The organism is Colwellia sp. BRX10-3, from assembly GCF_014077505.1.
Taxonomy (GTDB): domain Bacteria; phylum Pseudomonadota; class Gammaproteobacteria; order Enterobacterales; family Alteromonadaceae; genus Cognaticolwellia.
The window spans coordinates 221918-247969 of the sequence record NZ_JACGWA010000004.1 but is presented as its reverse complement, the minus strand read 5'-3'; the positions used below and the strand labels follow the sequence as shown (position 1 = coordinate 247969).

Annotated in this window: 29 protein-coding genes and 2 pseudogenes; 25 read left to right on the top strand and 6 right to left on the bottom strand. The window is 36.3% G+C overall.

Features of this window, described 5'->3' with window-relative positions; all coding sequences use genetic code 11:
• Positions 1 to 297: 297 nt before the first annotated feature.
• The 16 genes and pseudogenes from H4J38_RS09245 (at position 298) to H4J38_RS17450 (ending at position 10984) form a co-directional block, all read left to right on the top strand.
• Entirely contained in the window at positions 298 to 660 is a 363-nt protein-coding gene (locus H4J38_RS09245; RefSeq protein ID WP_182131497.1) for a hypothetical protein, read from the top strand.
• 185 nt (positions 661 to 845) lie between these two features.
• Positions 846 to 1433 (top strand): hypothetical protein, encoded by a 588-nt coding sequence (locus tag H4J38_RS09240; protein ID WP_182131496.1) that lies wholly within the window; start codon positions 846 to 848, stop codon positions 1431 to 1433.
• A gap of 317 nt (positions 1434 to 1750) precedes the next feature.
• Positions 1751 to 2209: a hypothetical protein gene (locus tag H4J38_RS09235; protein WP_259365465.1), complete on the top strand. Its 459-nt coding sequence runs from the start codon at positions 1751 to 1753 to the stop codon at positions 2207 to 2209.
• 107 nt (positions 2210 to 2316) lie between these two features.
• Positions 2317 to 2670, top strand: a complete 354-nt coding sequence (locus H4J38_RS09230; protein WP_182131495.1) for a hypothetical protein — start codon at positions 2317 to 2319, stop codon at positions 2668 to 2670.
• Between the two features lie 117 nt (positions 2671 to 2787).
• Positions 2788 to 3108: a hypothetical protein gene (locus H4J38_RS09225; RefSeq protein ID WP_182131494.1), complete on the top strand. Its 321-nt coding sequence runs from the start codon at positions 2788 to 2790 to the stop codon at positions 3106 to 3108.
• A gap of 116 nt (positions 3109 to 3224) precedes the next feature.
• Positions 3225 to 3830: a nitroreductase family protein gene (locus H4J38_RS09220; protein ID WP_182131493.1), complete on the top strand. Its 606-nt coding sequence runs from the start codon at positions 3225 to 3227 to the stop codon at positions 3828 to 3830.
• Positions 3831 to 3913: 83 nt separating this feature from the next.
• A complete protein-coding gene (locus H4J38_RS09215; RefSeq protein WP_182131492.1) occupies positions 3914 to 4273 on the top strand; it encodes a VOC family protein in 360 nt (119 codons plus the stop codon).
• 138 nt (positions 4274 to 4411) lie between these two features.
• A complete protein-coding gene (locus H4J38_RS09210; protein ID WP_182131491.1) occupies positions 4412 to 5554 on the top strand; it encodes a serine hydrolase in 1143 nt (380 codons plus the stop codon).
• A gap of 209 nt (positions 5555 to 5763) precedes the next feature.
• Positions 5764 to 6693 (top strand): MBL fold metallo-hydrolase, encoded by a 930-nt coding sequence (locus H4J38_RS09205; protein WP_310733460.1) that lies wholly within the window; start codon positions 5764 to 5766, stop codon positions 6691 to 6693.
• 106 nt (positions 6694 to 6799) lie between these two features.
• A complete protein-coding gene (locus H4J38_RS09200) occupies positions 6800 to 7180 on the top strand; it encodes a DUF1428 domain-containing protein (RefSeq protein ID WP_182131489.1) in 381 nt (126 codons plus the stop codon).
• Positions 7181 to 7287: 107 nt separating this feature from the next.
• Positions 7288 to 7878: a hypothetical protein gene (locus H4J38_RS09195; protein ID WP_182131488.1), complete on the top strand. Its 591-nt coding sequence runs from the start codon at positions 7288 to 7290 to the stop codon at positions 7876 to 7878.
• A gap of 59 nt (positions 7879 to 7937) precedes the next feature.
• Positions 7938 to 8999 (top strand): serine hydrolase, encoded by a 1062-nt coding sequence (locus H4J38_RS09190; protein ID WP_182131487.1) that lies wholly within the window; start codon positions 7938 to 7940, stop codon positions 8997 to 8999.
• A gap of 58 nt (positions 9000 to 9057) precedes the next feature.
• Positions 9058 to 9309 carry a hypothetical protein gene (locus tag H4J38_RS09185; protein WP_182131486.1) on the top strand — a complete coding sequence of 84 codons (252 nt, stop codon included), beginning with the start codon at positions 9058 to 9060 and terminating at the stop codon, positions 9307 to 9309.
• An 89-nt stretch (positions 9310 to 9398) separates the two neighbouring features.
• Positions 9399 to 9857: an N-acetyltransferase gene (locus H4J38_RS09180; RefSeq protein WP_182131485.1), complete on the top strand. Its 459-nt coding sequence runs from the start codon at positions 9399 to 9401 to the stop codon at positions 9855 to 9857.
• A 107-nt stretch (positions 9858 to 9964) separates the two neighbouring features.
• Entirely contained in the window at positions 9965 to 10189 is a 225-nt protein-coding gene (locus tag H4J38_RS09175; RefSeq protein WP_182131484.1) for a hypothetical protein, read from the top strand.
• Positions 10190 to 10451: 262 nt separating this feature from the next.
• Positions 10452 to 10984: pseudogene (locus H4J38_RS17450) on the top strand (DUF1569 domain-containing protein).
• 168 nt (positions 10985 to 11152) lie between these two features.
• Here the strand turns inward: H4J38_RS17450 and H4J38_RS09165 are convergent.
• Entirely contained in the window at positions 11153 to 12046 is an 894-nt protein-coding gene (locus H4J38_RS09165; RefSeq protein WP_220465488.1) for a DMT family transporter, read from the bottom strand.
• A 393-nt stretch (positions 12047 to 12439) separates the two neighbouring features.
• Here H4J38_RS09165 and H4J38_RS09160 point away from each other — a divergent pair, with 393 nt between their 5' ends.
• Positions 12440 to 13309, top strand: coding sequence for an MBL fold metallo-hydrolase (locus H4J38_RS09160; protein WP_182131483.1), 870 nt, complete (start codon positions 12440 to 12442; stop codon positions 13307 to 13309).
• 276 nt (positions 13310 to 13585) lie between these two features.
• Positions 13586 to 14614 carry an endonuclease/exonuclease/phosphatase family protein gene (locus H4J38_RS09155; protein WP_259365470.1) on the top strand — a complete coding sequence of 343 codons (1029 nt, stop codon included), beginning with the start codon at positions 13586 to 13588 and terminating at the stop codon, positions 14612 to 14614.
• Between the two features lie 44 nt (positions 14615 to 14658).
• Here H4J38_RS09155 and H4J38_RS09150 read toward each other — a convergent pair whose 3' ends face one another.
• Positions 14659 to 15417 carry an endonuclease/exonuclease/phosphatase family protein gene (locus H4J38_RS09150; protein ID WP_182131481.1) on the bottom strand — a complete coding sequence of 253 codons (759 nt, stop codon included), beginning with the start codon at positions 15415 to 15417 and terminating at the stop codon, positions 14659 to 14661.
• 51 nt (positions 15418 to 15468) lie between these two features.
• A complete protein-coding gene (gene cls, locus H4J38_RS09145; protein WP_182131480.1) occupies positions 15469 to 16947 on the bottom strand; it encodes a cardiolipin synthase in 1479 nt (492 codons plus the stop codon).
• A 186-nt stretch (positions 16948 to 17133) separates the two neighbouring features.
• Here cls and H4J38_RS09140 point away from each other — a divergent pair, with 186 nt between their 5' ends.
• The 5 genes from H4J38_RS09140 to H4J38_RS09120 all read left to right on the top strand — a co-directional run bounded on the left by H4J38_RS09140 (position 17134) and on the right by H4J38_RS09120 (position 21463).
• Entirely contained in the window at positions 17134 to 17514 is a 381-nt protein-coding gene (locus tag H4J38_RS09140; RefSeq protein ID WP_220465497.1) for a hypothetical protein, read from the top strand.
• A gap of 239 nt (positions 17515 to 17753) precedes the next feature.
• Complete coding sequence (gene corA / locus H4J38_RS09135; protein WP_182131478.1) at positions 17754 to 18821, top strand: magnesium/cobalt transporter CorA; 1068 nt, start codon at positions 17754 to 17756, stop codon at positions 18819 to 18821.
• 272 nt (positions 18822 to 19093) lie between these two features.
• A complete protein-coding gene (locus tag H4J38_RS09130; RefSeq protein WP_182131477.1) occupies positions 19094 to 20335 on the top strand; it encodes a site-specific integrase in 1242 nt (413 codons plus the stop codon).
• Between the two features lie 195 nt (positions 20336 to 20530).
• Positions 20531 to 20980, top strand: coding sequence for a c-type cytochrome (locus H4J38_RS09125; RefSeq protein ID WP_182131476.1), 450 nt, complete (start codon positions 20531 to 20533; stop codon positions 20978 to 20980).
• Between the two features lie 45 nt (positions 20981 to 21025).
• Positions 21026 to 21463 (top strand): universal stress protein, encoded by a 438-nt coding sequence (locus H4J38_RS09120; RefSeq protein ID WP_182131475.1) that lies wholly within the window; start codon positions 21026 to 21028, stop codon positions 21461 to 21463.
• Between the two features lie 75 nt (positions 21464 to 21538).
• Here the strand turns inward: H4J38_RS09120 and H4J38_RS17445 are convergent.
• Positions 21539 to 21652: pseudogene (locus H4J38_RS17445) on the bottom strand (hypothetical protein); the annotation flags it as partial.
• Positions 21653 to 22101: 449 nt separating this feature from the next.
• Here H4J38_RS17445 and H4J38_RS09115 point away from each other — a divergent pair.
• Positions 22102 to 23523 carry an NfeD family protein gene (locus H4J38_RS09115; protein ID WP_404842608.1) on the top strand — a complete coding sequence of 474 codons (1422 nt, stop codon included), beginning with the start codon at positions 22102 to 22104 and terminating at the stop codon, positions 23521 to 23523.
• Positions 23507 to 24277: a slipin family protein gene (locus H4J38_RS09110; RefSeq protein WP_182131474.1), complete on the top strand. Its 771-nt coding sequence runs from the start codon at positions 23507 to 23509 to the stop codon at positions 24275 to 24277. The genes H4J38_RS09115 and H4J38_RS09110 overlap by 17 nt, the downstream gene beginning before the upstream one ends.
• A 409-nt stretch (positions 24278 to 24686) precedes the next feature.
• Here H4J38_RS09110 and H4J38_RS09105 read toward each other — a convergent pair whose 3' ends face one another.
• Together H4J38_RS09105 and H4J38_RS09100 are read right to left on the bottom strand one after the other, a co-directional pair.
• Complete coding sequence (locus tag H4J38_RS09105; RefSeq protein ID WP_182131473.1) at positions 24687 to 24923, bottom strand: thioredoxin family protein; 237 nt, start codon at positions 24921 to 24923, stop codon at positions 24687 to 24689.
• A 24-nt stretch (positions 24924 to 24947) separates the two neighbouring features.
• Positions 24948 to 25940, bottom strand: coding sequence for a permease (locus tag H4J38_RS09100; RefSeq protein ID WP_182131523.1), 993 nt, complete (start codon positions 25938 to 25940; stop codon positions 24948 to 24950).
• Positions 25941 to 26052: the final 112 nt, after the last annotated feature.

The following is a 26052-nucleotide window of genomic DNA, read 5'->3' as shown; positions in this document are numbered from 1 at the left end:
TCGCAGGTCTTATAGATAGTCGTGGTAGGCAATCCCTGAGTATGCGTTTTGAAATGAGTTGCTCTGTTGGTTCGAACGTCTTGTTAGAAACATTGGATGTTTGCCGTTCAATATTCGTAACCAACAGAAGCATGTTCCACCTAATCTAATAGTAAGTTACTTTAGTAAATTAGGTGGCTTGGTCGAACTATAAGACATTCAAGCAGGACTTTTAACAGTTGGCTGGTTCCGCTTCGCTTCACATTTTAGCCAACTACAATTTGCCCCTTAACAGGGCGTTAGTTGCCAAGGAAGATTATGCGTTCGATTCTAACATTTTTACTCTTCATCATTTGTTTCCCTGCATTGGCATGCAGACCAGCGCCTTTTGATTTTGAAAAGGAAGTAGCTGAAGCTGACGTTGTTGCAATTGCTTATGTAACAGGTATCTTTGCCTCAGAAGCAGAGGCTGGTTTGCTAAATGATAACGAAGAAAGCGAATTAATTGAATTTCGCATTTCTATACCAGTTCAAAAAAGTGTTAGATTAATTACAGAGCGATCGCTAAAAGGGGTTGCAGATAAAATTTACCAATCCAGTACAAGTTGTTCATTTTCTGGGGATTTAATGGAAAGAGTCGTTCTTTTCAAGAAAGGTTCCAATGTATGGGTTAGAGAATAGGATGACAATGTAATTTTAGCAATCGAAAATTTAGAGTAATTGGCAACTAACAAGCTAATAAACAAGGACAAAAAACAGTTTGCTGTTTTCGTTCCTTAACATTTTAGCAAACAATTTTTTGCCTGTTATTAGGGCGTTAGCTTTAAAATCAAACTGTAGTATTCAATTAACTTAAGGAATAAAAAATGAAAAAAGGAATTGCATTTGTAATTTTGGGCACTCTATTGACCACAGGTGCGTTAGCTGAAACTGATTTCTCACAACAGCCAGCTCTGGCAGACTATAAAGATGGTGAGAAATGGATTTGGAAATATAAAGGCGTAACAACGGCAGGTGAAATACGTTCAGAAGGAAAAGATACTAAACAAATAATCAGCCAAAATGGCGTTCTAAAAATGGTAACTCAACATAAAACCATTCCATTAGCAGATATTGTTAAACCCGTAGAGAGCAAAACACCTCGGTATAGTTGGCCCTTGCAAGTAGGCAAAAAATGGACATTTGAGCAAAACTGGAAAAGTGAAGATGGTACAGAGGGTTCAACCATCCAAGATGCTGAGGTTCTGTCATTTAAAGAAGAAACAGTACAAGCAGGAACTTTTATGGCTTATACCATTAAATACAAAGGTAAAATAACGAACTCCAATGGTTACAGTGCTGATACAGAAGATATCCATTTATATGCACCTAGATTAAAAACATTTATTAAGCTAACCCAGATACAAAATGATTTTTTGTATCTAGAAGAATTAGTTAACTATACAGCAGAGTAGAAGCTAGCGAGGCAATCAAGCAGGACGGCTAACAGTTTACTCCGTTTCGCTTCGCTTCACTATTTTAACAAACTATTATCCGCCTCTTATTGGGGCGTTAGCTACTCAGGAGAGTCAATATCAAATTTTCAGTATTAATAAGTATACTTTTTTCGTCAATATCTTTTGGCGGAGATATTTACGATAAATTTCCTGATCAAATTAATGCGAATGAAAAATATGTATTTTATTCGCATGGATTTATTGTCGAAGGCACGAATCCTACTCCAAAAAATGAAAGGTGGGGAGTTTATGAGTTTCCTGCGATAAAAGAATCATTGTCTGACAGCGAATATAATTTGATCGCATATCACCGTTCCGAAGGTACAGATCCCTTTAAGCATGCTGTAGCTTTAGCTAACAATGTTAGAGAGTTAATAAAGAGTGGAGTAGATGCTAATCATATAACCATTATAGGTTTTTCTCGTGGAGCTTTTATTACTAGTTTAACCTCTCATTATTTGGAAGAAACTCCCGTTAATACAGTTCTTTTAGCTGGATGTGGACGTATTGTTACAAATAAATATTCTGACATTAAAATTAATGGTGCTTTTTTGTCCGTTTACGAAACAACTGACGGTGCTAGTACATGTAAAAAGCTCCAAGATAGAAGTGTTAACCTTAAATCATTCGAAGAAATTTCTATTTCCACAGGTAAAGAGCATGGTGCTTTTTATAGACCAATACCTGAGTGGGTCATTCCTGTTAAGCGTTGGATAAAAGGTAAGAGTAGCTAACAAGCTGTTAAACAAGGACAAAGTACAGTTGTTTTTTGCTCCTGCGTCGCTTATTTTAACCAACAATTATTTGCCTCTTAACGAGGCGTTACATACAAAGGATACTCATGTACAAGCTGATAGTTTTAAGCTCTATTCTTTTAGTTACTCTTTTTTCAACCGCGGCTAAAAGTAATGAGTGTGATATTTCTGGCGTTTGGAATCACTCAGCTAAGCCAGCTAAACTTTTTATAGATTTAAATAAAGCCGAAATATCGGTTCACTCACATGAAAACAATTCAGAATCGATCGGACTAGTGGCTTTAAAAAGCGTTACTCAAGGTTCAACAGAAAACACTTGGAATGCAAAAATGTATAGTGCCGCGGAAGATTCATTTGTTAACGTCAAAATAGCATCTAAAAGCTGTAATAAACTAAGTGTTAGCTTTAACGGTGAAGAAGTGCTTGGTTTATTTAGGTAATTTGCATATAACAAGTTACTCAAACGAACGCGAAACAGTTAGCTAGCGCTCGTTCCTCGCAATTTTAGCCAACTATTTCGCGCCGCTTAGTAAGGCGTTATAAGCCAAGGAGGCATCGTGCTAAATAAAATTGTCCAATATATAATCATTGGTTTTGTATTTTTGTTTTTTGCATTAGAAGCTTTTACTATCCCTATATTACATTCATTCATCGAATTTATTTCTCAAACTAAATACTCCGAACTTGATTCTGTTATAGGCTCTGTTGGCGCTTTAAGCTATGGTGTAATAGCGTTGCTGTTGTTATTTATCAACTTGCTCTTTGGCTTATATTTTTGGTTTTACAAACGTAAAGTTTTAGCAGTTTATTGTTTAAAATTAATTTTATCTCAGCTTCTTGGAATTACTGTTGCTGTTTCAGTGAGTGTTAGCATATAACAAGGCGCTCAAAAGAGAAAATTTACAGTTGGCTGTTTCTCTTCGTTCAATATTTTAGCCAACAATAAATTACCCCATAGCAGGGGATATGTTTTTAAATAAATCGGAGAAATAGCATGAAGACAACAGATGCAATACGTTCACGTCGAGCGGTTAAACATTTTGATGCAAGCCACAGTATGACCGAAGAAGAAGTAAATGAGTTTCTGTCTTTGGCAGTGCTTTCTCCTACTGCGTTCAATATTCAAAATTGGCGCTATGTTGTGGTAACTGACCAGGAGTTAAGAACACAAATTAGGGAGGTGTCATGGGATCAAGCACAGGTGACAGATGCGTCGTTATTCATTGTTTTATGTGCTGACCTGAAGTCATGGGAAAAGCAGCCTGATCGATACTGGATTAATGCCCCAAAAGAGGTTCAGGAATTTATGCTCCCAGCTATCGATGATTACTATCGAGGCAAAGATCAGGTTCAGAGAGATGAGGCAATGAGATCTTGTGGTATATCCGCACAAACATTAATGCTTACCGCAAAATCGATGGGATATGACTCATGCCCAATGGATGGTTTTGATTTCGAAAAAGTAGCAGAACTTATTCACCTTCCTGATGATCATGTGATTGCAATGTTTGTTGCAATTGGCAAGGGAACAAAGGAGCCGTGGCCTCGACCGGGCCAATTAGAGCTAGATGAAGTGATTATTAAAAACAGGTTTGCGTAGCAACATAACAAGCGGGTCAAGAGCGACGCGAAAAAGCAACGCGCGTCTTACCCAAATCGTTATGCGCCAAAAGGATTTAGGTTATGCCGAAGAATTTAAAATTAAATTATGTAGAGTTACCTGCTAAAGATATTTTAGCTACAAAGAAATTCTTCGAAGATGCATTTGGTTGGGTTTTCACCGATTACGGTGACGAATATACTTCTTTTACTGATGTGGGCTTGGACGGTGGCTTCTACAAGTCTGATTTAACGTCATTAGCTTCAAAGGGTGCTGCTTTGCTTGTATTGCTAACGGAAGATTTAGAGCAAGCTCAATCAACTGTTGAATCGTGTGGTGGTAAAATATCTACTTCAATTTTCTCATTTCCTGGTGGTAGTCGTTTTCACTTTATTGAGCCTAGCGGTAATGAATTCGCAGTATGGTGCCTATCTAGCACATAACAAGTCAATCAAGCGGGACACTTGGCTGCGCTTCGTTCCTCGAACATTTTAGCCAACTATTACTCAGCCCCTTATTGGGGCGTTATGCAGAAAATTATGACTTGGCAATAGTCGCATGTTATTAAAACGAGATAAATTATGATAAAAAAAATAGCTTTCCTGTCTTTATTTCTTATTCCATCGGTATTCGCTGAGGTTACTCTGGTGGATAAGCTTAAAATTGAACAACAAATTAAAGAATTTATGGCTAAAGAAGATGTTCCTGCATTGGCAGTTGGCATAATTCAACAAGGAAAAGTGGTATTTATTTCAGGGGTAGGTGTAAGAGACAGAAAAACCAAGCAAGCAATAAATTCCAAGACGTTATTTCAAATTGGTTCTCAGTCGAAAGTATTAACTAGTATTATATCTTTAGAGCTAATAAATGAGGGGAAACTGAAGCTTACCGATCGTGTCATTGATCTTTTACCCGATGTTTTCTCAAAAGACTCTATGGAAAAACTTAAATCATTAACAATTGAACACCTAATGACACATCGTTCTGGTTTGCCTAATTATCCTAAAAACGTCACTAGGATCGATGGTGATGCATTTTTAGGTGGTTATGATGAGAAAATGCTATTGAGTGCGCTAAAAACCATTAAATTAAGCTTTACCGTTAATGAAAAATGGGAATATTCAAATTTAAATTATGCTGTACTTGGATATGTGTTGAGCAAGGTGACAAATACAAGTTATGCTGAATTAGTTAAATATTATATTACTGATAAATATAGCCTTTCAAATACTTTGGTAAATTTATCTGAAAGCCAAAAGCACACTCAAATGGCTTTACCTTACAGAAAAGACGATCGTCAAGTTGTGACTCAACCGTGGGATATGGGATTATTAGCGCCACATGGGGGTGTTTACTCAAGTATTGATGATCTAGCTCGCCTTATGGTGTTACAACTGAAGGCATATTCGTTATTCAGTAAAAACGGAGTGACTTCACCGCTTATTTCAACTCAAATAAAATATGACACAGAATTTACTCAGGGTGGAGAAATATACCTAGGACTAAGTTATGGCCTTGGAATGTTTGAAGCACGCAATGAGTTCCCTCTGTTTTCTGAAACAGTATTGTTTCATGGTGGCGATTTAGATGGTTATGGCTGTGAGTATTTATTTTCTCCAGAATATAATGTCGGAGTAGTTATGCTAACTTCAAGTGGTGGAGGTGAGTTTGTCGATTTTGGCAGGCAAATGATGAGTGAACTATTAGAAATAAGTGTAAAGTAGAAATTGCGTTTCTTTCTGCATAACAAGCAATTAACGAGCGTTAGTTTTAGGGATAAATGATGAGCAACATAAAATTTTTTATCTGTATAACTCTAGTATTAGCTATATTAGTTGTATGCTCATCAGACTCGTCAGAATACTCGAAGAAAATATCATCGGATAATAAGCCACAACATCATACGAATAAGGGATATCAGAACCACCCATTTGTGGAAACTGCCGCACCTAAAGGGATCTTTTTCTATATGCGAAGAGCATGGGGTTCGTTGTTTGTTCCTGATGTTCCTGATGGACATGAACTAACTGAGTTAGAGTCTCTTCAACTTTTAAACTCAATTTCCAGCGATCGTGTTACTTGGTTGGGGCATGCAAGCTTTTTGATTACAACCTCCGGAGTGACAATTCTGACAGATCCCTTTTTGTCAAAACGCGCCAGCCCTATTTCATGGGCAGGCCCAAGAAGAGTTGTAAATTTACCCATACCTATAAATAAATTACCTTCTATTGATATAGTGATTGTTTCACATAATCATTATGACCACTTAGATGATAAAACGGTTAGGGAATTAAAAAACAAAAATGAGATTAATGTGGTTGTTCCTTTAGGGCTCAAGTCTTTTTTTACCGAGCGAGGGTATAGCAAGGTGACAGAATTAGATTGGGGGCAGTCAGTATCTGTTGAAGGAATTGACATTACAGCGGAACCTAATGTTCATGATTCTGCACGAAGCACCTCAGATCATAATGAAACGCTATGGGCTTCTTGGGTTATTGAAAGCTTCCAAAAACGTATTCTTTTTATTGGCGATACAGGTTACTCAAAAACTATATTCAATTATATTGGTGATAAATATGACTCCTTTGACTTTGCTATTTTACCTATTGGAGCATATGAACCAAGGGAGTTATTGTGGATGTCTCATATCACTCCTGAGGAAGCTGTCTCCATAGGTATAGATGTTCGGGCAAAGACATTGATTTCTTCTCACTGGGGTACAATTAGTAGTTTATCTGATGAGCCATTGTTTGAACCTCCGATACGCTTTAAGAAGGCGGGACGTGATAGTGGATTTTCCGACAAAGAATTGTGGATAATGAAAGTTGGTGAAACTAGAACTGTCGCGCCAACGAAAAACTAACCAGTCGTTTAAACGGGGGAAGATCACACGCAACAGTTGGCTGCGCTTCGTTCCTCGAATATTTTAGCCAACTAAATTCTACTAAGTTAATACTATCGAGGATATTATGGCAAATTACATTGATGGATTCATCTTTCCCATTGCACGTGACCGCCTAAACGAATACAAGCAACTTGCTGAAGTGGTTGCAAAAATATGGAAGGAACATGGTGCAATAGACTACTACGAATATGTTGGTGACGATATGAAACTTGAAGGTACACGCTCATTCACCGATGTCATAGCTGCATCCGAGAATGAAACCATAGTGTTCGGATGGGTAGTATTTGATTCTCGTGAAACACGCAATCTGGTAAACCAGAAAGTCGCGGCAGATCCAAGGATGGTGGATTTAGTTGATATATCTGATTCAGGTTTTAATGCTCAGCGAATGGCGTACGGTGGGTTCAAGTCCCTTGTTCGAACTTGTGATGTAAACGCCGTATAACAAGCAAATTAACAGGACTAAACACAGCGGGTTGTTAGTTTCGCTCCATGTTAGCCCACTATTTTTAGCTCATTATTTGAGCGTTACGTTTAAATTCGGAGAGTGGTGTGTTCAAAAGGTTTTTAAATGGACTTATATTTGGTAGCGGATTTGCGATTGCTCTTTTAGCTATATTGTACTTTGGCTTACAAATCATTTTTCCCGGTGTGAATGGTTCTTCTGATAGAGTCCCTGAATTCTCTAATGCCCAAAAAGCAGAAGTGATTGAACAAGAAGAGCGAGTTGTTTCTATTGAAAACTCAGTAAGAGACTTTAAACTTTATAATGACACCCGGCCTAAAATGGAAGTATCTTCAGGTGGTGGAATTTTCTCCATTGCTACAGTTTTTACGCCCCCTGAAAATCTAAAACCAAACACATATCAACTTTGGATTACTGAAAATGATTTTTGGCAAATTAGGACTATAGGTGATGAAGTAGAGGTGGAATTACTTGAATATCCTTTAATAGCTCCAGTTGATGCAGTTCAAGCAACAATGCGAAAACAAGTTGGTTCAGCTCAATCTACCATGACAGTTAGCTCAGAAGAGATAGCATCTTTACAACTCGGACACGGGTCTTGGCACGATCAAGATATGAATGGAAAAATGAAAATAACAAATAATAAAATTGTATTTTTCATGCCTAATAAGTATTAAACATAACAAGAAAATTAATCAGCCTCTTATTTGGGCGTTAAATTCCGTAAGGCAGTAATGTGTATAAATTAATTATAACAATGCTCTTAACTCTTTCTTCTAACGTACTTGCTAGTAAAGAGAACTCCCATGATGAGCTAACTGTTACTCTAGAACAAATACGGATAAAAAATGATATTCCATCTATGGCTGTAGCCATTATTAGCTCAGGTGAAGTCACTTATATTAAAGGTTTTGGTTTTCTGGATGAAATGCAAACACAGCCAACAACTGATGAGTCTTTATTTCGCATAGCTTCAATTTCTAAGCTATTTACCGCACAAGCAGTAATGCAACTAGTTGAGGATGAAAAACTAGGACTTAATGAAAAAGTCGGCCAATATTTACCAAGCTTTAAAAATAGTAATATTACTATTAAGCAGCTACTTACTCATTCTTCAGGGGTAAGTGACATTATTAAACCAGTAAATTTTGAAGAAAAAAGATCTGTTTATTCTTATCTCGACCTAGTGAATAATTCCATATCGAATAATATTGAAAATAAGAGTTTTGAATATAGTGATACAAATTTTAATATATTGGGTGCAGTTATAAGTGCTGTTTCAGGAAAGAAGTATGAAAAGTTCATATATGACAATATATTAAAGCCTGCTTCCATGAAAAAAAGTAACTATTTCGATGGTATTAATGCATATTTCGCTGAAGCAAGGCCAACACACGAAGGAAAGTTAATTGATGAAGTTGATAAACGACCTTATGATCTCTCATTTAACCCAAGTGAAGGATTAGTTTCAAATGTGCATGATTTAAGTCAGTGGCTAAAATTAACACTTGCTAATGACAGCTCTCTTTTAAAAGAGAGAACATATAAAGAAATGTTAGCGCCTCAAATAAAAACTTCTTGGGGCGAAATATACATGGCATTGGGTTGGCAAGTATATAAAAGTAAAGATGGTAATGTCGCTAGGCACCCAGGTAGTATTAGAGGATATAAATCGCTAGTTCTTACTTATCCACATAGTAAAAATGCAATGATATTACTTACTAATTCAAGTAATACTCCTCGATGGGAAGTTGCGAAATTGATTACAGAAATATTAAAACAGAGTTCTGAGTGGTAGTGGAACTTAACCAACAATTTTTTGCCTCTTAATGAGGCGTTATAAGTAAAGGTAACTTATGCATTCTGATGAACTAATCAAGTCATTATCTAAAAATGGAACCGAGGATTTATCATCTTCATTACAATGGATTAATCCAATACCAGATGATGCTTTTGCTTTAATTGAAAAAATAGATATGGCATTAAATATTGTTAAATTTTCTCAATCTAGGCAGGCTGAAGAAATGTGTAAAAAGTCCACAAGTAACCACTTGGATTCTTTAATCCGTTTAAGGGCTGAAATTAAAAGTATTTTAGATAACAGTTAAAGCAGTTATCTAAATTTACTATAACAAGGTGATCAAACGGACAATGATCCTCCCCTGTATAAAACGGCGTTAGGCATTCAGGAGTAAAAATGAATATTGTTGTAAATCGAGCAAGAATTGAAAATATAAATGAAGTTAGTATATTGTTTAATTCATATCGTGTTTTTTATGATCAAGATAGTAATTTAGAACTAGCAAAAGAGTTTATATCCGAAAGAATCAATAATAATGAATCAGTTATATTTTATGCAATAGATAATACAGGTGCTTACTTAGGTTTTACCCAGCTTTATCCAAATTTTTCTTCTGTTTCAGCCAAGCGTAGCTGGGTTTTAAATGATCTATATGTTTCTGAGTCAGCAAGACGATTAGGCGTAGGGAAAAAATTAATGCAAGCAGCCAAAAATTTTGCATTGAGCACTAATGCTAAAGGTATAGCACTTGAAACAGCAGAAGATAATGTAAATGCTCAAGCTTTGTATGAGTCTTTGGGTTATAAAAAAGGTAGTGGTTTCTTTAGTTATTTTTTAAGTCTGCCACAGGCCTAAAAAATTGCTTAAGCAAGAAAAATTATAATTGACCATCGCTTCGCTAATATACCTAACCATTAATTAGCCTATTTTTAGGGCGTAATATACAAAAAGGATTTATGCACATGAATATCAATGCAACACTTTTTGGTGAACTAGTTTTATATTCTATGTTTATCGTTGGCGGTTTAAGTTATTACTTAGGTAAGCGTAAAACTACCTCACCAAAAATAGCTACATTAATAGGTGTTTTATTATGTATCGCGCCTCCACTCAATATTGTTTACATAATTGTTTTAAGGTTAAAAAGTAATGTTGTACCCAATAAAAATATGGAAACTTCAGCGTAATTTGCATATAAGCGAGCAAATAAAAAAGCACTGACAATAGCAAGTAGTTCGCTTCGGTGTATATGGAAGTATTATTTCGATTACCGGATGATATAGTTTCGGCTGGTGACTACATACGTAGCTCTAAATGTATTTAAAGGCGTTAAGAAAAACTAACAAAAAATTCAACCGGAAAATACCGTTGGCCTTTTACACTGCGTTAAACATTTTAGCCAACTATAATTAACCGTTAATTGCGACTTTAGCTTATTAAGGAAATGGTATGAAACGTAGGCAGTTTGTAAAAGCTTCACTGGCAAGTGGGGCTGGTATTATAGGGATAGGTGCTGGGACATTTTTGCTCATCGAAGAGAGCAGCAAAGAGAGTCTTACTGTCGACTTTGCTTTAAAAAAATTGGATGAATTATCTAATGAAAACTTACTAAATTTGGGAGAATGGAACCCATATCAAATATTTACACATTGCGCACAAAGTATAGAGTTTTCAATGTCTCAATTTCCGGAACATAAATCGACTTTTTTTAAGAATACAGTTGGTAAATTAGCATTTCAATTTTTTCATCTAAAGGAAAGATGACACACGGGTTAAATGAACCAATTCCAAGTGCCCCAACACTTAATAAAAGTGTCGATTCAATAATAGCGCTAAATCGCTTGAAAAAGTCATTGATTGAGTTTGAACGTTATCAGGGAACTCTTGCTCCGCACTTTGCATATGGTGAGCTAACAAAAGATGAATATGAAAAAGCACATCTGATGCATTTATATAATCATTTGCAAGAAATAAAAAGCTAAGTATGAGCTGAGACAACTCAATACCTTAGTTATGGTGTTGAGTATTTACATCGATTTAACTTCTGGTATCTAATAAAATTATAATAATACTAACTTTTCGCTATATCCTTCCTTTACAGTTATTTATCTTGCACTTAGCAAGACCTTAAAAGTAGCGCTCATTAATAGCTACACAGCTTTTTTAGCCGCTAATTGCACAAAATAGTATCGCCCTAATATTACCGTTAAAATCCCGCCAAGTACTAGGGCTGATGATTCAACCAGACGAAGAGTAATTAATTCACTGGTAAAAACTACGCCACCGATAGCCGCAATGATAGGGACAAATAATTGAAGAACTGCAGCTTGAGTAACTGACAGCCCGGCAAGTGCGATATACCAAACAAAATATCCAATGCCAGAAGCAATTGCGCCAGACAATACAGCGAGAATAAACCCCATTGATGTTATATGCCCGCCATTAAAGCCAAATATTATTAAGGCAATAACAAAAGGGCAGGTACGTACAAAGTTATAAGTTGTGTCGCCCAGTGGGTCTTTAGATTTTCTACCTAGCAAGGTATAAAGTGCCCAAGCAATTCCTGAAATACTCATCATTATAAAGCCGGTGAGTGATGGTGTGGTCAAACTAGGAATAATTAAATATACAAAGCCACTAAAAGCAATAGTTAAGCCAAACCATTCAGTTAAATATAGTTTATTGCCTGAAATAACATTGGTTAAAATCATGGTTATTTGAACAGCGCCAAATAAAATTAATGCACCGGTGCCAGTATCTAGTGAAATATAACCAAATGAAAAAGCCAATGCATAAATAAATAGCATACTTGCTGCTAACCAACTGCCAGTAGATTTACTCTTCGTTTTTGGCTTATTTACTTTGTTAGTCAAGCTTAATAACGCTAACAGTATAATGATGCCCGAAAGCAGCCGTACAGAGGTAAAGCTTGCAGCATCAATTGCATTTTCACCTAACGCTAATCTACACAACACTGAATTAGCGGCAAAAGCGAAGAGGGCGAATACAGTAGCTGCTATAATTTTTACGTGATTTTTGTTCAAGATATAAGTGCCTTTTGCAACATAATGCCACTGTAACCGATGATGAAATACGAGTAATTATACCCATTCACTTTGGTATTTACTCCTCCTTGTTGGTTTAATTTAGCATTATATATAATGAATCACTTAATATTAGAAAAACCTAATGTATGGTATGCTAATGTATTAATTGATTTACTGATATTTTTTAATTAGGTTTCTAACAAATTCGAGCCCATTAAATAACAATTAATTAACTTGCTGTATTTTATAGTAATAGCTAAAGATTAGTTCGATATTATTTTAAATAAAGTACGACCATAACGCTAAAATATATATAAATACCGCCAGTTGAATATGCCCATTATTGGCTTGCACGCTAATTGGTAACTATACAACTCAACAGAGGTTTAAATGACTGATTTAGCGATAAAGTGTTTTTTTGATGAAGTAACTAACACAGCAACCTATGTAATCGCCGATAGTGCTGCAAATGAGTGTGTAATTATTGATTCTGTTCTAGGATTTGAAATGGCATCTGGTGCTACATCGACAAAATTAGCCGATGATATTATTACTTACATCAACGCTAGGCAATGGCAGTGTCTTTGGATATTGGAAACTCATGCTCATGCAGACCATTTAACGGCTGCACCTTATTTACAAAACGCATTGGGTAGCAAAATAGCGATTGGTAAACATATTATCGATGTTCAAAAAATATTTAAACCTATTTTTGACTTTGAAGATGAATTTGTAACAGACGGACGACAGTTTGATCAACTATTGAGTGAAGGTGATGTGCTAAAATTAGGGCGTTTTAATATTGAGATATTACACACGCCTGGCCACACACCAGCTTGTTTAAGTTTTATTATTGATAATAACGCTTTTGTTGGCGACACCTTATTCATGCCTGATTATGGTACTGCTCGTTGTGATTTCCCTGGTGGTGACGCGGAGACTTTATATAATTCAATTCAAAAGATATTCGCACTACCGGAAAATACAATTATTTACATGGGGCATGATTATAAAGCAGACGGTAGAGATGAGTATGTTTGGCAAAGTAGTGTTGCTGAACAAAAATCTCAAAATATTCATATTAATAGTGAAGTATCTGTTCAAGAGTATGTTGCTTTTAGGAACAAACGAGATAAAACACTGGCTATGCCAAAGCTAATTTTACCGTCTGTTCAAGTTAATATTCGGGCAGGGCATTTTCCAAAAGCCGCAGATAATGGCTTACACTATTTAACCTTACCTATTGATGCCTTTAAATAGCTAACCCTGCGTAAACTTATTATTGTTTAAACAGTTTATTTTATCACCTATAAATTAAGCCAATAAATAGACCATTGTTTTATCATTGTTTCACATGAACAATATCTATTATCTCGCTTTTTAATTTCATATTCGATGAGGTATAATTATTGCTCAAAACTTATTAGAGTTAACATTATCGATCATCAAGATAAAAAAGAAAAAATTCAAGCACTCCCATCTGAACCTGTGTCAATATCAGTAGCCAATACGCAACTTAAAATTGCTACATTCAATTTGTTCAATTACCTTGAACCCCCTAATGCTTATTACGAATTTGAGCGTATATACAGCGTTGAACAATGGCATAAAAAACAAACTTGGGTTGCTGAATATTTACGCGAACATCAGCCAGATATTATTGGTTTTCAAGAGGTGTTTAGTACTGAGTCACTAAAAGCATTAGTACTAGCCCAAGGTTATGCTTATTTTTCAGTAGTTGACCAACCCCATGTAATTGATGATTTTATATACAAACGACCTGTTGTAGCCATTGCCTCTCGTTATCCTATTGTTGAGGTTAATGCGGTAACACCCAATACTGAACTTGCCCAATCAATAGGTTTAGCCGAAGATTTTTCTTTTAGCCGAAAAGTATTAAGAGCGACGGTTGAAGTACCTCATATCGGCAATTGCGATTGTTATGTTGTGCACTTTAAATCAAAACGCTCGATGATTGAACTAGATGAGCGAAACATAAAACGCTCGGCTGAAAAAACCATTATCGACAGCCTAAAGGCTCAAGTGGCTGGTAGTTGGGGGTCATCTATACAACGTGGGAGTGAAGCGACATTATTAATGGTTGATATGATAGAGCGGCGAGAGTCCACTAATAACCCTATGGTATTAATGGGTGATTTTAATAATACGTTAAGCGATGGTGTGTTAAGTCATTTACTCACAAACACCTTACGTTTTGTTTCTGCTATTGATCGTGATGTTTATCTTGCTCAATATTGCTTAAGCGACTCATGGGATTTATTTAAAGCAGCACTAACGAATGAAAGTTTACAAGTAACTGATAATATAGGCTTTAATCAGACAGAAAAAGTAACGCGTACCCCTACACATTACTTTGGAGCAGGCAGTTCGGTGCTAGATTATATATTATTGTCTTGCGAATTCGATGCCAGTTATCATGATAGTCTTTATCAAGTTAGTGCTTATGATACTTACGATAGACATTTAATTAATCCTATTTTTGACCGTGATGGTGAAAGCACAGACCATGGCATTGTGTTAATCACTTTAACGTTAAGGTCTTAATGGTTGTCTGTTTAACGTTTTAGCAGTAATCAAATTACTCATTTTTAAATATCCGTACTTAACGATAAGCTTATGGGATAGTGGTCAGAAGAGTGAATATCGCTATGTACGTGCGCATCAATTACCACCAACCCACGGCAATAAATATGGTCAAGATGTTTAAATAGATGCTTTAGTCTTGGCTGGCGAACGATTTTCACTTCTTCTAATAAAAATATAGCAGCTAGGCTATTAAAATATTTTAATCTTTTTTTATTCCAGGTATTAAAATCACCTGCCAATATTATCGGACCTTGATGATTTTTAAGCGTTTGAAATACTTGATCTAAGTGCGCTTTAAATTTTTCGAATGCAACAAAGTTGATAAGATGTGAGTTTACCACCAGTAATGACTGTCCTTGAATATTTAATGGATATAAGGTTGCTAGCAACATTTTCTTTGTTTTTGATATCGGCTCACTGTGTTTTGATGCTGAAAAATAATGTTTTTTTGCCGCCACCGTACAGCCGGTTTTAACGCCAGTTACTATGTTAGTTTTTATACTTTTAAAACTACGTGCCATAATCCACTGATGTTGTAATGATTTTTTAAAATGGCTGTCGAAAGGGGAATTAACAATAGCTTCTTGCAGAAGAATTAAATTTTTATCAGCTATCAATGTTATAAAATCGTCTTGCCATCCCTTTTTTTTGCATTTATAAACATTCCACAACAATACTGCTATGTTTGGCCCTAGCAACTGTTCTGAGGCACTGCCCATAATTTTTAGTGATTCAACGGTGCTATAACGGCTTTTAATCATGAAATGTTTTGGCCTTTAATAAGATGGCAGCTAAATTATTAATTAATAGCATTACAGATAGGGCGAAAATAATCGAAAAAAGTTATTACGTATTTTTTTGTAGGTAGCTACCCCTTTAATATCACCTTCTGTCACGGGTGTAGCATTTTGTTTTTTTGAGTTAAATAATTCTGTTAATTTTGTATTTAGCTCGGTATCAAAACATTCCAGATTAATTTCGAAGTTAAATTCAAGACTTCTGGCATCCCAGTTGGAAGAGCCGATAAATGACCAAATGTCATCAATTAGCACAATTTTACTGTGATCAAAGGGTCTGTTATTTTTATATATCTTTATACCGTGCTCTATAATTCTAGAGTAATTGGCGGCCATCACCCAGTCAACAAAAAGAATGTTGCTGTATTCAGGTACAATAATTTCAACTGAAACGCCGCGCAATGCTGCAGCGTGCAGTGACGTCATTAATGTTTGATCAGGGATGAAATAGGGCGTCATGATTTTTACGCTTTTTTGTGCACTTACTAAGGCATTAATTAGGGTCCAACGTATTCTATTATGATGTTCATCTGGACCGTCTTGAATAACGCGGGAAATTACAGTGTTATTACTTGTATGTTTAGCTGCGCTCTGGCTTTTCTTAACATTATATTGGGGGAATTTAATTAACTCGTGGGTAGCAAAAAACCAATCTTCTATAAATACCTGACTGATCTGATCAATTACGGGCCCAGTCACTTTAAAGTGAACATCATCAATAGGGTGCTTTGATGATTTAATTATATTATTTTGGCTTACGTTCATACCACCAATATAAGCTACTTCACCATCTACGCAGAGGATTTTTCTGTGGTTCCTCAGGTTGATAAAACGAATACTAGTCAGCGAAATAGCGGGTAAGAAGCGGGCAGTTTTAACACCTAGTTTTTTTAACGCGCGGTCTGATTTATGCCAACTATAGCCAACACCAATACCATCGAGTAAAACGTTAACAATAACTCCTCGGTTATGTGCTTGTGCTAAAGCTTCAACAAATTGGCGTCCGAGTGAATCGTAATCAAATATATAACTCGATAAAACGATATATCGCTTAGCACTATTAATAGATTGAATCATTTCTGGGTAAGCCATATCGCCATTAATGAGGGGGGCAATGGAATTATTTGCAAGATAATTCATGGGATGAATAGTATGTCCGGCGATAACAGCTGAATGCCAATTATTAGGTAACCGGTGAAATTCAATAGGCCTTACTTTGTGACGTGCATCTTGTTTGAGCTTTTGCTTAAGTGTTTTCGGGTGTTTTTTTTGTGCTGAGCGTTTAATGCGATTTATACCAAACAACCAATAAAATAGGCTACCAACAACAGGAGAAAATACCACAAGGCCAATCCAGGCGAGAGATGTGCGCTCATTTTCTTTGAACAAAAGTACATGTACCGATGTCAGCAGAGATAAGCTAATATGGAAAATAACTATGATGGTTACCCAATGGATAATGATCCATTCAAGTAATGCTGTAAATATTTGCATAAAACCCAACTTTACTCATGAGTTGTAAATCAGCGGCTAAATAAATTATGGACAACAAAAGTGCTTAAAGAATATTACGACTACATTACTACCTATCTAACGAACACTTTAGGCAGTAACTTTTTATTCTTAATTATATTACTAACAACAATCGCTTCAATCGCGTATTTCATAGTGATAAGTTACATGATTACCCAATTGGATACACGATATTTTCTCCGTAAAAACAGTGTACTTGAAAAGAACAGTCCTACAATGATAAGTGCTAATAAAAGCACTGGTGATAACGCGAATGAAACGACTCACTTTATCTCAATAAATAATAGTAGCGTCAGCTTTATAGTTAACATAGTAAAAGTATTGTTTGGGGTATTATTGTTTGTTTGTGGACTTGCTATGTTAGTTTTACCTGGTCAAGGTTTAATCACCATGTTGATTGGACTGAGCTTGATACCGTTTCCAGGTAAACACAAGCTTGAGCAAAATCTTCTAGCGCGAAAGTCTGTAAGATCTTCTCTTAATTGGATGCGCACTAAAGCCAAAAAAGATCCCTTTATTTTTGATTAAGTCTGCCATAGATATCTTGATTATAATATTTTGAATATCTAACGAATTACAATGCTTTAGCCGATATAATGTTAAATTATATTAGAGTATAAAACGTGTGGTTTATAAAGAAAGTTTCAGACCAAGTGATTGAATAGACATATGAAAATAGTAAAATTCATATGTTATCAATTGCCTTGTTTGATGCTTTTATAACAAAACATGGTATTGTAAGGCTTCACTAATATGAGAGTAAGTGAATGAAATTATTTAATAAACAATACAGCCAGCCCGGAACTAAACCCGGTACAATTTCTCAGTCTGATGTAGTTAATTATACCGTTAGTTTAATTGATTATAATAAATCAGAAATTGAAGATCACACCGTTTTAGAGCTGGCAACCTGTCGAGATTTTATTGCAAACACTAATGTTACCTGGATACATGTTCAGGGAAATCCTTCTGCGGAGGCTATGATCACTCTAGCTAAAGGACTCAATATTCATGAGTTACATATTGAGGACATACTGAACAATGGTCAACGGCCTAAAGTTGAGCTTAATGAAGACCAAATATTTATCATATTAAATTTACCCTTAAGTGATAAAGGCGTGACGAAAATAGAACAAGTAAGCCTATTTATCACTAAAAATACACTTATCTCATTTTGTTCCGGTTCGTTTATGCCGTTCGAGAATGTTATCGATAGATTAATGGCTAATGTTGGTAAAATCCGCAAACTACCTGCAGATTATCTGATGTACAGCCTGATAGACACTACTATAGATTATGGTTTTCCTCTCTTAGAAGCATATGCTGAAACCATTCAAGCAATAGAAGATGAGTTACTAAATACAAAGGACAGGGCGATTCTAACTCGGATACATGCACTGAGAAAAGAAGTGTTACTAGTTCGGCGTCGCATATGGCCACATCGAGATCTCATTGGCGATATCTTGCGAGAGGAAGAAAATTCGGTCATATCTAAAAACACAATACTGCACATGAAGGATTGTTACGATCATGTTGAGTCAATTAAAGACACGCTTGAGTCATACCATGAAATGACTCAAGGGCTCATGGAGTTCTATTTAACGAGTGTTAATTTGAAGTTAAATGATGTTATTAAGTTTTTGACCATATTTACCACGGTATTTATACCGCCAACCTTTATAGTTGGTGTGTACGGCATGAACTTTGATTCAAGTATAAGCCCATTTAACATGCCAGAACTAGGCTGGAAATATGGCTATTTAGGGGTATTAGGAATTATGGCAATTTCAATTACTGGTATGTTGATATTTTTTAAGAAACGGCGATGGATATAGCCTTGATATTATATTTTAAACACATCAGGTGTTAATTGATGATCGGTTATCTTATAGAGTTGATTTAAATTAGATAAAACACATATAGGGTTTTATCTTAATTTACTGATTAAAAGTCCAATTTTAAAATTTCCATTCTGCCAGTGATTACGAGACAGCGACGCAAAGCATTCACATACCCCACTATGTCCGATACTCTTCAGTATTGGACATAGTGGGTTGTATGCATTAGACTAGCGGTAATCATACGTATCTACTTGGTATTCAATTAAATGTTGTTAAATAAGCCTGTACCTTTATATCCTCCATATCTAGATTTATGTGATTTTGATTTTGAAGATTACCCAGAGTTAGATAAGATATTTTCATCAAACGAAACTTGGTGGCTTGAACAGTTTAACTGGGGCAAAATATTCCTTACCTATATTGGTCGAAATAAATCTACCCATACTTATGACAGATTTAGAAATGACGTTGAACGTTTTCTGCTTTGGTCTTTTATCGAAAAGAAAAAACCAATAGATCAATTGCGTAAATCTGACTTACTAGAATACGCTGACTTTTGCTGGCAGCCACCAGTGACTTGGATTGGTACATCAAATCAAGAGCGTTTTAAATTATCTAATGGTTATTCATCAGCTAATGAACATTGGTTTCCATACAAAATTCAAGCACCTAAAAGTTTAAAATCTCAATATGTTGTTGATAAGAAAAAATATCGTCCGTCACAACAAACACTTTCATCAATGTTTACCGCCATTATCGTGTTCTATAACTATTTGATGGCTGAGGATTTCTGTATTGGTAATCCCGCACAAATAGCTAAAAAAGATTGCCGGCACTTTATTATCGACTCACAAGTTAAGGAAGTAAAACGTTTAACCGCTAGCCAATGGCAATATGTACTTGATACAGCTGTTGAAATGGCTGATGAAAACCCTATGTTTGAGCGAAACTTATTTGTTATAGCGTCTTTAAAAACACTATTCCTGAGAATTTCAGAATTATCTGAACGCCCTAATTGGTCGCCAGTAATGGGACATTTTTGGCAAGATGATGATGAAAACTGGTGGCTTAAAGTTTTTGGTAAAAGCCGTAAATTACGTGATATTACGGTGCCAGTTGATTTTTTACCTTTTTTAGAGCGTTATCGTTTGTCTCGTGGTTTGTTAGGCTTACCATCAAGCAATGAAAATTCGATTCTGGTTGAAAAAGTACGTGGTCAAGGCGGTATGACATCACGACATTTACGACGTTTAGTGCAAAATGTTTTCGATCAAGCTCATGAAAATATGCGTATTTCTGAAGGTGCAAATAAAGCACTAAAATTAAAAGAAGCGACAGCGCATTGGTTAAGACATACCGGAGCCAGTATGGAAATTGAGCGTGGGCGCCCTCTCAAAGATATTTCTGAAGATCTTGGTCATGCAAGCATGGCTACAACTGACACCGTATATGTGCAAAGTGAGAACAAAAAACGTGCTGAAAGCGGTAAAAAAAGAAAAGTTGATTAGTATTTCGAAGAAAATTAAAGTTGAATATGAATAAAACCGAGATAAGTTAAAGAGTAAAAGTTTGATCTACATTAAACTTTTACTCTATAGGTACTAGATAGGCGTAATTTACTGAACTAGACTTCATCATAGTTATTTCTTTTATGGTAAACCTAAATACATGATCAAATGTACTTAGGAAAAGTTGGAGCAATTATGAAACACTTATTATTATTATTTATTTTATTCACGTTAATGATTGTCAGTTTAATCAGTTGTGATTTAGGTCCTGAATCACCCAGAGGTTTTAGTTTACCTGAGGGAAACGTTGATAGCGGCAAACTTGTTTTCTTAAAATACCAATGTTTGGCTTGTCATCAAGTTGCTGGCTTACAAGCACCAGAAGGTACTATCAATAATGACAAATATAATATCAAACTGGGTGGTAAATCAACCCAAGTTAAAACTTATGCGGATTTACTGACATCCGTTATTAACCCTTCACATAAATTTGCTAAGGGTTATGCACTCAGCGTTGTTCAATACGATGGTGTATCAAAAATGAAAAATTATAATGATGTTATGACCGTATCTGAACTCGTTAATTTAACGACTTTTTTACAATCAAATTATCAATTAGTTCCCTATAGAAGAACCGTTTATTAGTAGAAAATTATAAAAAATAGCGTACTTAATGAAGGAAACATACATATGAGTAAACCTTTATACCTTGTGGCCGTTGATGGTAGTGAATTCGGTGAGCGAGCAGCTGAACGTGCGATTAATTTAGCAGAACAGATTGGCGCTAAAGTAAAATTAATCACTGTCATGGATTGGTCATATTTACAGACCCAAGTAATTGACGGTGTTGCCCCACCCTTATTAGATCGAGCCAAACAGGAGGTTAATGTCACCAAGCGCGTATTAACGCCTCTGGTTGATAAGTATCATAATTCAACTGTGGATATTACGACTGAGTTGGTTTGGGGTGTTCCCGTTGAAGTCATTTTAGAACAGGTTAAAACAAGCCATGCAAATTTACTGTTTGTTGGTAGACATGGACGGTCTCGCATTGTTGATATTTTGCTCGGAAGTGTTGCCAATCAACTCGCCCACCGTGTTGGTATTCCTATTGTTTTAGTACCATGAAACTGCTGTTTTGTTAGCTCTAACATAGTGTTCTTGACTATCCACCACAAAGCATTATTCTGCCGATATATGGCATTAAGTCATTAACTTTAATGCCATATAAGGTACTAAATTAAAAGTCAGCAATGCTATTTTGTAATTACCCATATAGGTGAAATACAGTGTAGGTAACACTGCTGCATCGATACCTAAGAGTTTACTCTGTAGATATAGTTAGCTGTTATAGAAGTACTTTGTGCTACGAAATTTTTAACTTTGTCAATATTCGGCATTAACAGTTCAATCATAAGCTTTTATAAATGATGATTAACATTATAAATGATTCAAATAATCTAAGCATGTCATCGTTATTCCTGTGTTAATACTGATTTCTGAGACTGCTTATTTGGTCACGTCGATTGCCTGTGTAATCACCATGTGCCCATTTTTAATACCTTATCGAGTTTAACTAAAATATCAGTTTGATAGTTTTGTTTAGTAACATCTCAACGTTTATTCACCCTTTAATTTATCTTTTTTCGAAGAACAATTAATATTGGCTATTGATCTCAATCAAACTTTAAGCGTGCTAATTAGAGTTATTGCCTAGCCTCAACTAAACTTACACTAACTTATTAATGGGAATGGTTATGTGTAAACTGTTACGAGTATTGTGGCTTTTATGTAGCGCTGTGATCACAGCAGACATAGTGATGTCTGCTGAAGTAACTTTACCCAAACAATTAATAACACCATCTCAGCAAGAAAGTAACCTGCACCCCCTCGTTTCCCAAGTACCATTATTGACTATCAAAGGAGCGATCGGGCCTGCAATCGGTGACTATTTAGTACGAGAGATAAACAGTGCTAATAGTCGTAATAATGTCCCTTTGATTATAATTACACTTGATACGCCGGGTGGTTTAAGTGCTAGCTTACGTGATATTAATCAGAGTATTCTAAATTCAGATATCCCAATTGCCTGTTTAGTTTACCCTCCCGGTGCGCGGGCAGCGAGTGCAGGTACCTATATACTTTATGCTTGCCATATTGCCGCCATGGCTCCGGCTACTACTCTGGGGGCTGCCACACCGGTGAATATTGCCTCCCCAATGACACCTGCTGATGACGAAAAAGCGAAACAAAGCACGCCATCGGCAATGGAAAAGAAAGTATTAAATGATGCCATTGCCTACATCCGCTCACTGGCTCAATTACGTTCGCGCAATGAGCAATGGGCTGAAAAAGCCGTAGCAGAGGCTGCAACATTAACGGCTAAAGAAGCTTTAGAAAATAACGTCATTACCTTAATAGCAGAAACACCAAAAATTCTATTAGATAAACTCAATGGCAAGCGAGTAGAAGTAAAGCATAAAAACATTGAATTAGCGTTAAGCAATGCCGTTATTATCAGTAAAAAACCTGACTGGCGCAGCCAATTTATTGCCACGATTACAGATCCTAATATTGCTTATATTCTGATGTTACTGGGTATTTATGGCTTACTCCTAGAATTTTACAGCCCTGGCGGTGGTATCGCCGGTATCATCGGCGGTATATCCTTGCTGATCGCTTTATATGCTTTTCAACTATTGCCACTCAACTTTGCTGGTGCGGCCCTGCTGCTATTAGGTGTGGTGCTATTAGCTATGGAGTCATTAGTACCAAGCTTCGGTGTTTTTGGTATTGGTGGAGTTGGCGCATTTGCCCTGGGCTCAATTTTTTTATTCGACACAAAACTGGAGCAATTTAAAGTATCACTGCCAATTATTGCTAGTTTCACCTTATTTTCAGCGATATTTATTGTCTTTGCGTTAGGGTTTATCTACCGCGCGCGCAAAAATAAAATTGTCAGTGGTCAAGAAGAGATAATTAATGCTTGGGTGATGGTAGAAGATGATTTTACGGGGCTGGGGTATGTGCTCTTTAATGGGGAGCGCTGGGCTGCTAGCAGCAAAGAGGCATTAAAAAAACATCAGCAGGTACAAGTACTCGAAGTGAATGGCTTAACGCTAGTTTTAGCACCTGCCACTGCAATTTTCACAACCACTGAGGAGCAAAGTAATGACACAACTATTTAGTAGTACAGAATTATTCATTGGCTCGATGATCTTTTTAGTCATTGCACTTTTTTTCAGTGCTTTTCGCATTTTACGAGAATATGAGCGAGGGGTGATATTTTTACTCGGACGGTTTTATCAAGTCAAAGGGCCGGGGTTTATTATCGTGATACCCTTTATCCAACAAATGGTAAAAGTCGACTTACGTATTGTAGTCATGGACGTACCCAGCCAAGACGTTATCAGTCGCGATAATGTTTCTGTAAAAGTGAATGCGGTGATTTATTTTCGAGTCATTGACCCACAAAAAGCCATCATTAACGTGGAAAACTATTTACAGGCAACTTCTCAGCTTGCGCAAACCACTTTACGTTCAGTATTGGGGCAACATGAGTTGGATGAAATGTTGGCTAATCGCGACATGTTAAATGCCGATATTCAAGCTATCTTAGATGTCAGAACCGACAGTTGGGGCATAAAAGTATCTAATGTTGAAATTAAACACGTCGATTTAAATGAAAGTATGATCCGTGCCATTGCCAAACAAGCCGAAGCAGAGCGAACTAGAAGAGCGAAAGTGATTCATGCTACTGGTGAAATGGAGGCATCGAGCCAACTGACCCAAGCCGCAAATAAACTTTCACAAGAGCCTGACGCGATTATGTTGCGATATTTGCAAACCTTAACTGAAATTGCCGGTGAAAAAAATTCTACCATCATCTTCCCGCTACCTTTGGAGCTGATCAGCGGTTTAGTTAAATCAGAGAAAAAATAGTCTGGCAAGCACCACCTTAACTTTTACCATTAGCATATACATGAGTTAGCACAGGAGTTAAATAAATATTAACTTTTCCGTCGCAGCCCGAGAAGTAACAGGTAAAAGAAGAATTTTCACACTGGTTAAGTCATACGCCGCGAGTATGGTAAACAGATACTGTTTATGTGCAAAGTGAAAATAAAAAGCGTGTTGAAAGCGGTAAACGCCGAAAAGTTGACTAATTTTTCCGGCTAGCTTCAATAATGAACCTCTGTATACAGGACTATTAACTTGGTCGACACTAAAATACCCTATTAACCGCCCTGCTATTTTAATGCTTAGTCACAACATCATTGTGATTTTAGCTACTAATGTTAGTTAACAAGCACATTAGTTAACTTATAAAAACAGTACAAATATCAGTTAATTAACCTTTTAGCCACCTGATTATAGCTTCTCTATGCGGTATAGAACCACTGTGCACGTTTATTTCATCAACAATTATCGTTGGTGTGGTCATTACGCTATAAGCCATAATCACTTCTGGATCGATGACTTTGGTTATATGGACTTCAATATTGAGCTCATTTGCGATTTTTGTAATCACCTCAACTGATTTTGTACATTTTGCACAACCCGTACCTAATACTTTGATTTCTTTCATGATATAACCTTTACAAATAAGGCCTTAAATAAACGGCGTTAGAAAATTAAAAATCCAACCAATTAATGTAAATGCACTCAGTAACAGCAAGAAAAGTACTGCTAATAATCGCCATTGCATCACTTGCTTTAATAAAATAAATTCAGGGAAACTTGCCGCAACGGTACTCATACAAAAAGCGAGTGTAGTACCGATTGGGAGCCCTTGTTTAATTAAGCTTTCCATCACAGGAATAACACCCGTGGCATTAGAGTATAATGGTATACCCAGTAATACGGCGGAAGGAACCGACCACCATTGACCAGCCCCTAAATGTTCTTGGATCCAACCGTCTGGGACAAAGCCGTGTAAAGAAGCGCCTAAACCCACACCGACAATGACCCATTTCCATACTCGAGCAAATATTTCTAACATTTCCTCTTTTGCAAAATTATGGCGTTCTTTTAAAGATAAGGCGCTTATGTGTGCGACTTTAACACTTAAAGAAGCTTCTTTACCTTGCACTAAGGCTTTAGCTGCAAACGATTGCAACCATCGCTCAGCTTTGATGGCATCAAGAAAAACACCCGATAAAATACCAATCGACATTCCAACAACGACGTAAAGCACAGTGAATTTCCAGCCCAATAAACTCAGTAACAAGAGCACAGCCACTTCATTTATTAAGGGTGAGGTAATTAGAAATGACATCGTTATGCCAACAGGGATACCAGCGGAGGTAAAACCCAAAAATACCGGAATGCTTGAGCAAGAGCAAAACGGAGTTATGGCGCCAAAACTAGCTGCTAATAAATAACCGACTCCTTTGTGTTTACCCGCTAAATAATCACGTACACGTTCGAGATTCATCGACGCTCTTAATAAGGCAATGACATAAATCATCACCAACAGTAGAAAGAAAATTTTTGTGGTATCTTCTATAAAAAAGTGCAACGCATCACCTAGTTTTGTTGCTCTAGATAAACCGAGTATATCAACCACAAGCCAAGAGGCTATATCTGTAAAAACCTGAAAAATAGTGTATTTCCCCCTGTTTGTATAATGAATAATACCCATATTACTGGTATTTACATTTATCGTATGATGATAAACCTAGCATCACGCGGTTAGTATAAATTGCTTGATAAAC

Excerpts from the sequence above, each read along its gene's own strand:
- H4J38_RS09220 (WP_182131493.1), top strand. The coding sequence starts at position 3,225 with ATGAAGACAACAGATGCAATACGTTCACGTCGAGCGGTTAAACATTTT.
- H4J38_RS09110 (WP_182131474.1), top strand. The coding sequence starts at position 23,507 with ATGACACAACTATTTAGTAGTACAGAATTATTCATTGGCTCGATGATC.
- H4J38_RS09150 (WP_182131481.1), bottom strand. The coding sequence starts at position 15,417 with ATGATTAAAAGCCGTTATAGCACCGTTGAATCACTAAAAATTATGGGC.
- H4J38_RS09245 (WP_182131497.1), top strand. The coding sequence starts at position 298 with ATGCGTTCGATTCTAACATTTTTACTCTTCATCATTTGTTTCCCTGCA.
- H4J38_RS09140 (WP_220465497.1), top strand. The coding sequence starts at position 17,134 with ATGATTACCCAATTGGATACACGATATTTTCTCCGTAAAAACAGTGTA.
- H4J38_RS09120 (WP_182131475.1), top strand. The coding sequence starts at position 21,026 with ATGAGTAAACCTTTATACCTTGTGGCCGTTGATGGTAGTGAATTCGGT.
- cls (WP_182131480.1), bottom strand. The coding sequence starts at position 16,947 with ATGCAAATATTTACAGCATTACTTGAATGGATCATTATCCATTGGGTA.
- H4J38_RS09200 (WP_182131489.1), top strand. The coding sequence starts at position 6,800 with ATGGCAAATTACATTGATGGATTCATCTTTCCCATTGCACGTGACCGC.
- H4J38_RS09210 (WP_182131491.1), top strand. The coding sequence starts at position 4,412 with ATGATAAAAAAAATAGCTTTCCTGTCTTTATTTCTTATTCCATCGGTA.
- H4J38_RS09105 (WP_182131473.1), bottom strand. The coding sequence starts at position 24,923 with ATGAAAGAAATCAAAGTATTAGGTACGGGTTGTGCAAAATGTACAAAA.
- H4J38_RS09230 (WP_182131495.1), top strand. The coding sequence starts at position 2,317 with ATGTACAAGCTGATAGTTTTAAGCTCTATTCTTTTAGTTACTCTTTTT.
- corA (WP_182131478.1), top strand. The coding sequence starts at position 17,754 with ATGAAATTATTTAATAAACAATACAGCCAGCCCGGAACTAAACCCGGT.
- H4J38_RS09160 (WP_182131483.1), top strand. The coding sequence starts at position 12,440 with ATGACTGATTTAGCGATAAAGTGTTTTTTTGATGAAGTAACTAACACA.
- H4J38_RS09125 (WP_182131476.1), top strand. The coding sequence starts at position 20,531 with ATGAAACACTTATTATTATTATTTATTTTATTCACGTTAATGATTGTC.
- H4J38_RS09185 (WP_182131486.1), top strand. The coding sequence starts at position 9,058 with ATGCATTCTGATGAACTAATCAAGTCATTATCTAAAAATGGAACCGAG.
- H4J38_RS09180 (WP_182131485.1), top strand. The coding sequence starts at position 9,399 with ATGAATATTGTTGTAAATCGAGCAAGAATTGAAAATATAAATGAAGTT.
- H4J38_RS09175 (WP_182131484.1), top strand. The coding sequence starts at position 9,965 with ATGAATATCAATGCAACACTTTTTGGTGAACTAGTTTTATATTCTATG.
- H4J38_RS09240 (WP_182131496.1), top strand. The coding sequence starts at position 846 with ATGAAAAAAGGAATTGCATTTGTAATTTTGGGCACTCTATTGACCACA.
- H4J38_RS09130 (WP_182131477.1), top strand. The coding sequence starts at position 19,094 with ATGTTGTTAAATAAGCCTGTACCTTTATATCCTCCATATCTAGATTTA.
- H4J38_RS09215 (WP_182131492.1), top strand. The coding sequence starts at position 3,914 with ATGCCGAAGAATTTAAAATTAAATTATGTAGAGTTACCTGCTAAAGAT.